Origin of the sequence: Acholeplasma equirhinis (assembly GCF_017052655.1) — a bacterium.
Taxonomy (GTDB): domain Bacteria; phylum Bacillota_I; class Bacilli_A; order Acholeplasmatales; family Acholeplasmataceae; genus Acholeplasma; species Acholeplasma equirhinis.
This window is the reverse complement of record NZ_JAFIDC010000001.1, coordinates 312,314-324,281: the sequence shown is the minus strand read 5'-3', so window position 1 is coordinate 324,281 and position 11,968 is coordinate 312,314. Positions and strand designations below refer to the sequence as shown.

Annotated in this window: 16 protein-coding genes; 15 read left to right on the top strand and 1 reads right to left on the bottom strand. The window is 32.8% G+C overall.

Annotated elements, in window-relative coordinates:
- Positions 1 to 68: 68 nt before the first annotated feature.
- The 8 genes from JV173_RS01515 (at position 69) to JV173_RS01480 (ending at position 3,717) form a co-directional block, all read left to right on the top strand.
- Positions 69 to 320: a hypothetical protein gene (locus JV173_RS01515; RefSeq protein WP_205734527.1), complete on the top strand. Its 252-nt coding sequence runs from the start codon at positions 69 to 71 to the stop codon at positions 318 to 320.
- Positions 321 to 529: 209 nt separating this feature from the next.
- Positions 530 to 718, top strand: coding sequence for a hypothetical protein (locus tag JV173_RS01510; protein ID WP_205734526.1), 189 nt, complete (start codon positions 530 to 532; stop codon positions 716 to 718).
- A 75-nt stretch (positions 719 to 793) separates the two neighbouring features.
- Positions 794 to 1,009: a hypothetical protein gene (locus JV173_RS01505; protein ID WP_205734525.1), complete on the top strand. Its 216-nt coding sequence runs from the start codon at positions 794 to 796 to the stop codon at positions 1,007 to 1,009.
- Positions 1,009 to 1,557, top strand: a complete 549-nt coding sequence (locus tag JV173_RS01500; RefSeq protein ID WP_205734524.1) for a hypothetical protein — start codon at positions 1,009 to 1,011, stop codon at positions 1,555 to 1,557. The genes JV173_RS01505 and JV173_RS01500 overlap by 1 nt, the downstream gene beginning before the upstream one ends.
- An 11-nt stretch (positions 1,558 to 1,568) precedes the next feature.
- Entirely contained in the window at positions 1,569 to 2,069 is a 501-nt protein-coding gene (locus tag JV173_RS01495; RefSeq protein WP_205734523.1) for a hypothetical protein, read from the top strand.
- 141 nt (positions 2,070 to 2,210) lie between these two features.
- Positions 2,211 to 2,408 (top strand): hypothetical protein, encoded by a 198-nt coding sequence (locus JV173_RS01490; RefSeq protein ID WP_205734522.1) that lies wholly within the window; start codon positions 2,211 to 2,213, stop codon positions 2,406 to 2,408.
- Positions 2,409 to 2,512: 104 nt separating this feature from the next.
- Positions 2,513 to 3,052 carry a hypothetical protein gene (locus JV173_RS01485; RefSeq protein ID WP_205734521.1) on the top strand — a complete coding sequence of 180 codons (540 nt, stop codon included), beginning with the start codon at positions 2,513 to 2,515 and terminating at the stop codon, positions 3,050 to 3,052.
- 11 nt (positions 3,053 to 3,063) lie between these two features.
- On the top strand, positions 3,064 to 3,717 hold the full coding sequence (locus JV173_RS01480; protein WP_205734520.1) for a hypothetical protein: 654 nt from the start codon (positions 3,064 to 3,066) through the stop codon (positions 3,715 to 3,717).
- Between the two features lie 489 nt (positions 3,718 to 4,206).
- Here JV173_RS01480 and JV173_RS01475 read toward each other — a convergent pair whose 3' ends face one another.
- Positions 4,207 to 4,827 carry a hypothetical protein gene (locus tag JV173_RS01475; protein WP_205734519.1) on the bottom strand — a complete coding sequence of 207 codons (621 nt, stop codon included), beginning with the start codon at positions 4,825 to 4,827 and terminating at the stop codon, positions 4,207 to 4,209.
- Between the two features lie 135 nt (positions 4,828 to 4,962).
- Here JV173_RS01475 and JV173_RS01470 point away from each other — a divergent pair, with 135 nt between their 5' ends.
- From JV173_RS01470 to JV173_RS01440, 7 genes are read left to right on the top strand one after another with little or no spacing between them, the layout of a single operon-like run.
- A complete protein-coding gene (locus JV173_RS01470; RefSeq protein WP_205734518.1) occupies positions 4,963 to 5,451 on the top strand; it encodes a hypothetical protein in 489 nt (162 codons plus the stop codon).
- Positions 5,452 to 5,463: 12 nt separating this feature from the next.
- Positions 5,464 to 7,380, top strand: a complete 1,917-nt coding sequence (locus tag JV173_RS01465) for a COG1361 family protein (RefSeq protein WP_205734517.1) — start codon at positions 5,464 to 5,466, stop codon at positions 7,378 to 7,380.
- Between the two features lie 21 nt (positions 7,381 to 7,401).
- Complete coding sequence (locus tag JV173_RS01460) at positions 7,402 to 8,133, top strand: hypothetical protein (RefSeq protein WP_205734516.1); 732 nt, start codon at positions 7,402 to 7,404, stop codon at positions 8,131 to 8,133.
- The gene (locus JV173_RS01455; protein WP_205734515.1) at positions 8,130 to 10,160 is read left to right on the top strand and encodes a hypothetical protein; all 2,031 of its coding nucleotides are present in this window, start codon (positions 8,130 to 8,132) and stop codon (positions 10,158 to 10,160) included. The genes JV173_RS01460 and JV173_RS01455 overlap by 4 nt, the downstream gene beginning before the upstream one ends.
- Positions 10,161 to 10,162: 2 nt before the next feature.
- Positions 10,163 to 10,390 carry a hypothetical protein gene (locus JV173_RS01450; RefSeq protein ID WP_205734514.1) on the top strand — a complete coding sequence of 76 codons (228 nt, stop codon included), beginning with the start codon at positions 10,163 to 10,165 and terminating at the stop codon, positions 10,388 to 10,390.
- Position 10,391: 1 nt separating this feature from the next.
- Entirely contained in the window at positions 10,392 to 11,366 is a 975-nt protein-coding gene (locus JV173_RS01445) for a hypothetical protein (RefSeq protein WP_205734513.1), read from the top strand.
- On the top strand, positions 11,363 to 11,758 hold the full coding sequence (locus tag JV173_RS01440; RefSeq protein ID WP_205734512.1) for a hypothetical protein: 396 nt from the start codon (positions 11,363 to 11,365) through the stop codon (positions 11,756 to 11,758). Before JV173_RS01445 ends, JV173_RS01440 begins: the two co-directional genes overlap by 4 nt.
- The last annotated feature ends 210 nt before the right edge of the window (positions 11,759 to 11,968 follow it).

The following is an 11,968-nucleotide window of genomic DNA, read 5'->3' as shown; positions in this document are numbered from 1 at the left end:
CCCCCTGCACGTCAATTAAATAGTCCCCGTTGGATTGCATTCAACGGGTTTTTATTTGGGGTGATTCAATGCCGGATTTATTTGAAACAGTAAGTGCAAAGCTTAATGCTGAGTTACAAATGAATCATATGGGGAAGAATAGACTTTATAAGTTTGTATTAAACTGTTTAGGGTCACATGACCAAGTACTCAACTTCTTTGTTAAGATTTGTGGGTGGAAACGACATGAAGTTAGCGATGCAAAATATAAGATTGAGTATCGTAAAAAAAGATATCAATTAGAAAAACTTAATAGACCCAGAATAGATAAAAGTAATTGATTTTTTGAGCATTTTTCTGGGTCGCTCAATCTATCAATTACTTTTATGTGTTTTAAGAGCACTAGTATTTATTACCTCTCTGAATTCACTAAACTCTATCCCCTTGTTTAGTGGATTCTGAGTATCACTCGAATCTCCTAGTTCCCATCTTTAGCGAACATGATACGAGTGGTACCCAGAATCTAAAGATGGGATTCAGGAGGATAAAAATGAAATACGAATTTAAGATTAACAATCGAACTGTAACAATAGATGAATTCTTTGATGCAGTTGGACGTGAAGTATATACAGATGATCTAATTGCTGAAATCGTTGAAACAGGAAGTGCAACTTGTAAACGATCTTGGTCAATTGATACTGTTTATCAAGTTGTATGTGTGGATGGTGATAATCCATGAATGAGACAAAAGACTATTCCAAAGCTAACAACGTAAAATTTTTTGTAGATGGAATTTCGTTAAGAAAATGGTGTTATGAAAAAGGTTATTGAATACATGAAGTATCATCATAATCTCGGTACTAATTGGTTATCAATCAATAATATAATTCAAGGCTGTGAAGGTGTTAGAAATCATTATTCTAACGCTAAATCTGGCATTAGAAATGCACTAACAATTTTTGAAAGTTCATGGTGTGAAAGTAGAATTATTGATGGCAGACTTCATTTCAAAATTAAGGAAATCTCATGATGCAATCAGTTAGTTTATTTCCATTAACTTACGAGCAAAATTGTTTATTGGATAAAAATCATGTTGCTACACCTCGATATGTTGTAGAACAGATTTATCAGATAATTAAAATTGACCGATATGAAAACATTTGGTTTCCATTCAATAATTACGACTCGGAGTTTAAGCTTAAAGCTGATGAGTTGAAATTGAAATATAAAGCCACTCATTTGTTTGATGATATTGGTAACGATTTTTTCACAACAGAACCACCGAAAAACTGTGAACTTATGATTAGTAACCCACCATTCGAACAGCAAAATGATATTATCAGAAGATCCTTTGATTTAATAGCATCTGGAAAAATTAAAGCTTTCGCTCTTTTGCTTCCACTCTCAACTCTAGAGACTAAAACCAGAGCTGAATTATTTGAAAAGCACAAGGATAAATTATCAATATTGATTTTCAAGAAACGAATTAAGTTTCTAGGCAAATCTAAATCATTTAATAAAGGATGTTGTTGGATTTGCTATAACATTGATGGTTTAGATCCATTCAATTGGTTATAGAAGGAGTAATTATGAGAATTTATGATTATGACATAATTGATATTAAAATTACAAAATTCATGAAGCTTACTAAAATCAAGTATAAAAACAAGAAAACTTTTGATGTTCTTATTGATCAATTCGATAAAGACCATGATGACACATCTGGAAGTTTAGGGACTATAAGTTGGTTACCATCATGGCGAACATACACCTATAAATCACCTAACTTTGCTGAAGTGTGGTTAGACACCGGTTGTATGACTGAAATCATTAACTATATCAATGTTCTTCTTGAAGAAAGGAAGAATGAAATGGTAGTTTCTAAAATTAAGTTTATTATTAAATACAAATTTAAGGACAAGTCAATCATGTTTTTTAATGAAGACAAACCTTATTTGGTTTCAACTCCGATTGAAGCAACATTGTATGAAACCAGAGAAGCCGCTATGAATGTAGCTAGAAATCTCCTAGGTTCTCCAAAAGTAATTCAACGAAAATTTAACGAGACATTAGATGATAAACGTTGGTGACTTAGTTAATCATCCCAACCTAGGGTTATGTAAAGTAATTAGTATTGAAACTATCGAGAATGAAAAGAGATATCTAATACAAAGACAAGACAAATTATCACCCACTAGACATGAAGTATCAGGTAACTTGATTTCAATCATGTGAGGTACATTATGATTAAAAAAGGTGACAAAGTAACTTGTAAGATTTTGAATTTATTAAATATTGTAATTGCTGAAGATCCTTCGATGGATAAACATTTTGTAGGTTGTGAATTTACTGATGAAAAAGGAAAACATCTGGTTCAATTACCTTATGTAACGTTGAGTCTTAAGGAAGAAGGTAAAGAACGTGTTTGAATTAATTGCGGCAGCTTTAATTATCATCCTGGTATTAATGATGTTAATGGGAATAACGATATCTTTAACTGTGCTTTATCTGGATAAGAAACTTGGTGAATATGATGACTGAAACATTGACACTTTCAAAAACTGCAGGTATTAAACTAACCTATGCAGATGCTTTAGAATTAATTTCATGGGAAGATCTTGCTAAACTTCTTCTTTCAACAAAAGAACTCACTCTGATGCACGATACAATCAAAACCTTCATGAATAGAAAACATAGAGTGAATCAAGGTGTATTGAATGCAGTCCTGGTTAAAGCAGTAATCACAGCTAAGCGAGTACATGGTGAGCATCAAACAATTAATGAAGCCTATCTTAGACTTACGTTTGAATCGTTTGTCCTGGATGAGAACAAAAAGATAATTATCAACACTGCAGAACAAGCAATCAATAAACTAACAAAAGATATCGAAATGTTAAGATCGATGCGTAAGAACAAAAAAGATAACAGTCCTGATTGGGTTAAACAGTATGTGGATGAATTACCAGGATATGAAATTGATGCTAGATATGCACATGATCCAAAACGAGCAAATAATCCACCGTGGTTAAATGACTACCTGGATGAACTAGATAATCAAGAAGACGAATTATAAGAGGGTAAGTAATGCGAGCGAAGTTACATCAAAACTTCATCTATATAACAAAAAACATATCTGAATCTTTACGTCAATCAGGTATGTTTATTGCTGTAAAAATAATCGTGTTATTTATTCAAACTTATGCTAATAAACAGCTATTGACTTATTCTAATAATGACTTGGTCGAAAAATTAGGAATTAAACGTCTTTCAAGCCTTCACAGTGCATTTAAAATACTTGAATCTGATGGCATCATTGTACGTACATTTAAAGACACTAAGAAGCGTATCCGTGGAGAATTCAAACTTGATGTTGATAAAGCTATTAAATGGTTAAGCACTACTATCTATGATGAGATGTATCTAAAAGCTGATAAGCGATCATTATTTAGAGCTGTAGTAAGACAAACTCTTCTTATCATTAAAGATGTAAAATCACGCGTTATTCAAGCATTAGGTAATCGTAAGACTGAAGATAGAAACGCACGTGTAAAAGCCATTGCTGAACGCAGCAACAAATTATACGATAAATATATTAAGCACCTAGAAAGACGCAGCATGAAACAACAAGAAATCAATTCTAAGAAACATAAATCTATTAGACGAAGCCAAGTCGTACAAACATTCGCTGACATGCTTCGTTCATTTGGTTATGTTCCACCAGAGAATTATTCAATTTAATCAACTGAAGTTAGGATACCAGGAATGGTTCCTATTTCGAATTCATAAAAAACATCAAAATTATGATCATGACTCCTTCTATTACCTGAAGGAGTTATTTTTTTGCATGGAAACTATTTTCGTTCGTACCTCATTTTTAGGTGATTTAGTTAAATCGTACTCCTTGTTTTAAATCCGTTCGTACCATAGTATTGGCTTCTAATTTTTATAAATAAAAATTATCATCCTATTAAAGAAGGTAGTCGCCTCAGTGAAGAAGCATAAAAACCATGCTTCTGGCCGTTCGATATTCACAGATGGATAGACTAATTAAACTTGCAAATCATGTTCTAATTAATCCATCTGTTCATGCGACATTGGCCTATTTAAAAACAATGCGGGTAAATTAACTCCTGCCTGACCTTTGTCAGTTGGAGTTTAAACGGACTCTGTTGGAGTCCTCACGTCTGCCGATTGTCACAGATTTAGATCCAAATAAAAAGCAAGTTTTCACTTGCCAATTTCAATGAACACTGTTTGAAAATCATTTGTGCTTGAATCTTTGAATTTTATTTCTATACGTTCCATATTTTCTAGATTAAAAACGGATGAATTAAATGTGCATTTAACACTTGATTGAGCCATTACCACTTTTATTTCATGCAAGAAAATTCTCAATCCTTCTGATACCCCTTCAACATTCATTTTCGAACAATGCACAACACATGATATATCATACGCACCAGACATACCTAAATTGAATACTTCTAAGGAATATGATTTCATAAATGATCGAAAATATGTACTTGGCTCTTTCTCAATAGATGTTATATTTGCCCTCAATATTGCTTTCTTGCTTTCCATTTCTTTATTTGCAAAAATATTAAACTGAATTGCAACAATACTCAGATTTATTATCGTAGCACCAAAAACTAAAAAGTCTGTGGTAACTGCCCATATTGTTTCATTTGGTGTTGATTTTTGAATAGCCCATCTAGATAAGAAATAAAGCACAAGCATAACGATGAAATATATGCTTAATTTGCGAATGAATTGAGTAGTTTGATCAGGTTCTATTTTCTTTTTTATTTGATTTTGATCATCTTTGTTTTGTTTTGATTTTCTTCCCATAATATAACCCCTTTTTGATTAATTATATCAATATTTTCTTACAAAAGTACGTTACCTAATTTGATTAACGTTTTAGACTTAGTTAAGTTGAGAGTATGATGCATTATGCATCAAATATATTTCAGGAGGCTTGTTATGAGCAAAAAGAAAAAATCTGTAAATAAAAATAAGTTTTGGGCTACTCTTGGCTTAGCATTATTAGGTCTAGTAGCAATTGGGTTACTTGTGATTCCAAATCTTACAATAGATGCGAACACACCAGAATGGTTAGCTGATTTAATTACCAATACGACAGCATTCAATGAAATGTTTGATCCAATGGTAGTTATTTTAGTATTTATTGCTGGTATTGGTGGCCTATTACTCTACAAGAGCTATCAAAACAAAGAAAATAAACCATTCTTCTTATTAGCACTAGCTGCATTAATTCTCTATGGTTTATACATCTTATTAATGCCAGGTCTTGCAGAAGTATTCAGTGATCAAGCATGGTTAGTAGATTTCTCAACTCATGCACATGATGTTCATGGATTTATTGCTGACTTCCAAGGTGCATTGTTCTTTGCTATTGCTTTAGTAGTTTCAGGTGTCATTTACTACCGTTCATTACTTAGAAACAAGTAAGAGGTGGCGAATATGAAAAAACTACTATCGTTTTTGATGCTGGCAACAGCATCTTTTGGCTTGTTACTTACATCTATTCAGTCAGTGTATGCAACAACTGAGGATGATTATTATGATTTGTTTTATGAAGAAATAGTTTTAGAGTTTGAAATTACAACATTTAGTGATGGTATTGGTACTACTGACATTGATGTCTATACTTGGATTTCTGAAAATATGACATTTGATGAATTCGGTAATATGGATCAACCTTTTTCATTAACAGTTAACGATGTTGACGAACCTGCTAATATTATTAGTCATGAAGGTTACTATGCTATTGGTGGTGCAGATTATAACGCTATGATTAAACCAGGTAGTGTTATAGAAGATGATGGTAGTCCTACAAGTCTTTTAGTTGGTGATGTATGGCGTTACACACTTAGATTAAGCAAGTCGTGGACTCAATCATATTCTTATGGACGTTTTAGATCAGAAACTCCGGGTTTAGATTTATGGCATGATACAACAAATGGTGCTGTCTATTTAGTAAATGAGGGTCAAACATCAGGAAAACTTGATTTAACTCAATTTGACCTAGAAAACGATGAATCATTTAAAGTTGTATTCCAAGCACCTTATAAAGACTTTAAAGTATCAAGGTCTGCGAATATCTATGCTAAATCAAATGTTGCAATTGTTGAGATTGAATTCACTAAAATTGCTGGTCTCAGTCCTTACAAGATGAGCGTTGATGCATATTATTGGGATGGTGGAGAAGTTAAGCTTCATACCGGTGGTAAAAATGAGAATCTAACCACAGCACAATCTTCTAATTTACAAGTTCAATTCCATGGTGGTTTAGTTCCTGCAATTAGCTCCAGCGAAAATTTTATTGCTAATGTTGACAATTTAACACCACTGGAAGATTTCTTACAATATATTACAGCTTGGGATGATATTTATGGTGATATTTCTGATCAAGTATATATTGATGATGATGGTGGGTACGAACCTGATGTAGTTGGTGTTTATGATGTTACATTTGCTGTTGAAGATTCTGAAGGTAATATTTCATACCTGGAAGCGTCTATTCACGTTGTAGATATTGAAGCACCAGTCATCACAGGAACAACTACTCCAGTCACAATTTCTTATCATGAAGAGTTTAATGTTACATCCTGGGTTGCTGGACTTTCAGTTTCAGATAACTATTACACCGGTCTTACAATTTCAATTCAAACGAATACTTACTCAGCTAATAAGACTACTGTCGGTAGTTATTCAATTACTGTCAAATCCACAGATGGTTCAGGTAATGTTGGAACGTTAACAAGAAACATCACTGTTGTTGACGGAGTTGGACCAGTATTCACAGGTGTCTCAACAATTACTGCTTCTATTAATGAAAATCTTACAGTAGATCAAATTAAAGCTGCACTTGCAGCTATTGATGCTAAAGATGGTAATGTTTCAGCTTCGATTACTGTTGATTCAGATGATTTAACAGGTAATGAAACAACACCTGGTGAATATACAGTCATCTTTAAGGCTGAAGACTCTGCAGGTAATCAAACATTCCATGAGGTTGAAGTAACAATCGTTTCATCACCTCCAGGTTTCTTTGTAGTCGATGGTGCATCTGTTAGATTACTACCTGGTGCAACTTTAACTATTGAACAAATCTTAGCAGTTCTTGAAATCACTGATGACTACGAGAATGTATCTACCAATTATCAAGCAGGTGTTCCAGGTGTTTATACATTATCTTTAAATCACATGGGAATTCCAAAAACATATTCAATTACAGTTCTTGGCGTGAATGATCCTCAATTACCAATCCCTGTAATTCCTGAAGAACCTGCATCTAATGATACTTGGGTGTATTTATTAGTGACCACTTTTGTTGTTCTTACATTAGCTGTTTACTTTGTTACTAAAAAGAAATAATACGAAAGAGAGGGAATAACTATGAAAAAAATATTTGCTGTGTTATTCCTGGTTCTTACAATGATAATCGCAACCATTAAACCGGTTCATGCAGTTGACAGTGTCATTCATGGACCGGATGTGGTTTTTAAAGAAGTTTCTGCAATTGTTACAATTTACGATATCTTATTACTTTATGAATCAGATGGTCGTGTCTTAAGCATCTCAAATGATGGTTATACAGGCAACGGTGCTGTCGTTGGCTCATACAATGTTACAATTGCAGCTTCAGATGGGTTAACAGAGATTCTAAGGACCATTCAAGTAAAAGTCCTATTAAGTATCGGTGACGTAACCCTTGTAGATAATCTAGGCAATATCTATGTGAGACCAGACCAAACACTAGACTTTACAAAAATTAGAAATGTTTTAAGGAATGTAAATTTAATCTCAATCAGTGTAGGTACTGGTTACCAAATTTTAATTGATGAATATACAGGGCATGAAACTGAGGAGGGTAATTATAACTATGGTTTTAGATTAATCTCATCATCTGGTGCAATTCAAAATGTATCAATTAAAATTTATGTCACAGAAGATTTCACCTCCTTTGAACCTGGTGATATCATTCCACCAGATCCTAATCCACTTCTAGCATTTGGTAGTATGGTTTGGAACGCGATTTTATTTATTATAACCATCGGTATTGTAGGGATCCTATTATACGTTGGATATAAAGTATCTAAAAAGATTAAGAAAGGAGTACCAAGATGAAAAAAGCATTTTTACTTTTGTTGGTTGCTCTCAGTTTATTAGGAATTATTGCTTCATCAAATGTGGAAACGTATGCAGCAACAACCACAATTGTTGATGAAGTTAATTTAACACCTTTATTTGTTGATGACCCATTGTCAAATTATACTGCAACTAAAGATTCATCATCTGGTTGGGATTACACGATTGGTTCTGACCCATTCGGTTATCGAATTCGAACAAAGAAAATTAAATCGAATGTAGACAAAATTACGCACGTTGAAATCCCAACATTCTTATTGACTCAGGACATGGTTCCCCTAGGATTTTATAATAGCCAATATGTAGATCCATATATTTATTCAATTGATATGAAACTCTATCACTCAGTGATTTCATCTATACCATATCAAACGGTGAATTTGAAAGTTACATCCGGTGGAAACTGGGTGGATTTTGCATATCTAAACACACCTGTTTCTCTTTCAAGTGATGCATATATTCAATTTGAATTCAGAATAAATATGGACTTTGCAAACATGCTTTTAAATCAAACGGTTCCGGTCGGTATCAATTGGGCTTCTACTCCTAATCAAAAAGCGGCTATGGATACATTGTTCTATGAAATGCGAGGATCCTTTAAACCTGAAATCTTGCTTCAAAAAGTGAATCAGTTTGGATATGGTTTGACTTACTTTGATACACGTCTTGATACTGAAGTTGCTTACAATTATTACAAATCATCGATTAAAGGTGAGAGAACGACCGTTGTTGATATTCCTGCAGAAACTACAACTTATGATCAATTACCTAATACGGATAAATCATTCTTCGAAAACGCAAAAATAAGTGAGATGGGTATTGTAGATTTTGAAGTAGATAACTTAAATTTAGATGTGCTAATTCAAGTTGATGGTGAAGCTTATCGACTGGTTTACAGTATGCAAGCTGGAACAGATATGAGTATGTTCACTGATGAAATTGAATCGTTTTATTTTACAGACGATGACCAAAAGTTTTTACTGATCAATATCGGTGATGAAACGATGTATAATTCGACAGGTGAAATTCGTTCGACCTTTCAACCATATGTACTATGGCATTTGAATTCGGATGAGATTCATGTAGTAAATCGTTTTAGATCATATATGTTTACTGTTAGAGAGTTAAACAATGCAGTGTATGCATATTTTTATACGGATGAATTCATCATTGAAAGATTGTTATCTATATCTCTTCGATTTGAGTACAGATATCACTATTGGAATCCATTTAACCCTAGTGGGCCATGGATTCAACAAGATGTTGTCCTAGAGGATACAAATAATCAATATATCAATACTTTTGGTTGGCAAGAGTCATGGTTATTGGTTGGTGGTGCATTGACTCTAAATCCATTGATTTTAATGCCAGTTTTCCAATACGGTACTTACGTTTCATTACTAAGAACAAATGGATATTCAACCGGTGATTTATTTATTACCTCCGTTCAAGAAATCCAAAAGATTACACCTACAGGACAATTCAAGACTACACTTGAACAAGCTTATTCTAAAGCTTATGGTGGAGTAAATCCAGTTACAATTACATCTGGTATGAGTGTTTATAAACTATTCCTTGGCCAATATAATGATCCTTGGGCTTCTGGATTTGAGATTAATAATGAGTTCTCTGCAATTGATCAGCAAAAAGGTATTAACATCATTGAAATGACGTATATTACCCAAGGGCAATTATACACAATTGCTGGTGAACAAATTCAAGTTGATACAACACTTGGATTCGGAACCAATGATGAACCATTTTGGCCACAATTCCCAACGATTAATTTTAACCTGGAATATTCAATTGGATTAATCGTATTTGGAGTTGTAATGGTGATTGGTGCATTAAATCATAAAGGTGGAATCACTCGTATTAAATTGGGTGAATTCCTCAGGCTGATGTTTTATGGTGTCATGTTTGGATTTATCGCATACTTTATTGCAGCACAAGTATTCAGCAATATAGTCACAGTTAATTCAATTAGATTAATCTTGAGGATTTAATCATGGAACATATATCAAATATCATTGGTAATGTTATTCAATATTGGCAAATTTATACTGCTATTGGTATTGTGTTATTGATTATCTTTTGGCTTAAACCTTTAAAATTAAAAATCAATGAATTTTTTGCAGGAGTAAGAGAATTATTCACTTGGAGTGGATTTTTCTTGTTTCTGCTTTTGGTGCTAGTTTTCACATTACTTGGATTTAATTTAGGGTTAGGTGGATGAAATGGAAATTGATAATGATAAAAATATTCATATTTATCAGCAATATGAAACAAAAGTTTTTAATTTGCTTGATAGATACGAGAAAAAATTAATCTCAATCATTGTCTGTTACCGCAAGGCAATTTTTCGTTTCATAGCAATCATCGATATATTCTTTAGAACGGCTGCAAATTTGATAAACAAGCTTTACAAAATAGCAAGATATTCAACCATACCTTTACACTGGTTATGGATTTTCATTACACTCAGAAAAATGGTTGAAGATCAACCAGATTTCATGGATTTACCGTTTAATAAAAACGGTGCTCATTATTGGTACGCTAAACCTGGTGAGGGGAAATCAACTTGTGTATTTCATAAAAACATGGAACATGCATACCTAACTGGTAAAGCAGCTTATACTACTGTTCAAATGGAGAGACCAAGAACTAGAAGAGATGGAACGAAATTTGTTTATAACCAGGTTTTTGATCCAAATGAACTCTTTGTAGAGGGTAAACAAATAAAAGCGTGGGACAAAAGATTTAATAAAGTCGTTTTTGAAGAAATCCTTACTCAAGGTTTTAATCATCGACTTAACAATCAAAGTTCATATAAAGATATCGTTATTCCAATGATTGCATCAATGAGTGCTCAACGTCATCAAGGTATTGAGATTTTTGACTTTATTTCTCAACTACCTAAGACAGATATTCAAATTATGCAGATGTTAACTTATTATCACAGACCAAAGATTAAAAAGAAATTTGATTATGTTCATTGGCTTCAAACAGGTAAATTCAGATTTACGATAAAAGGTTGGAAAATTAAAACCTACGAAATTGTCCTAACTGGTGCAGCTGATTACGAAATCATTCCATATAAGACCTACTTCTATCCATGTACATTACATGATGATATGGAATTCTTTGAACAATTTAATCTTAAAAAGAATTTTGATTCACTTGAAACTATGAAAGGAGTGACAATGTCATGAGTTTAGATATACTAATTAACGTACTTTACATATTATTATTAATCCTAGCAATTGCAGTGGTTGCATTTTTGATTGCCTTCGTTGTTTGGAATACAATTTTATATCCAGTATATAAAAAGAATGAACTCGATAAACTTCTTGCTGAGAAAAAAACTCAATTAGATGAAATCGATATTCAAATAGCATCCGAATGGAAAGGCTATCAAAAAATAATTGATGAAAATGATTCATTGCGAAAAGAACAGATAGAACTCATTAAAAAGAATAAGGATCTAGAAAAGAAATTAACTCAGAATGAAGTTGAATTAGAGAAAATGGGTAAACTTAATAATCAACTTAAAAAGCAATTACCTGTAGAGGCTAAAAAAACTTCTGTGGAAGCTAAAACTTAGTTCTAACCTATCAAAAAGTAGCAAAAATCACTAGATTATAAATATAGTATATATAGTTTACTATATATACATATATATTATAAATACTATATGCTTATTCGCACACTGTATTTGAAAATGGTTTGACCTATCTAAAGGGGTCAATTTTTCCACAAAAATTGTGGGAATTTTTTTAACCTGTTTGATTTATAATCATCCTTAGGTGGCCAC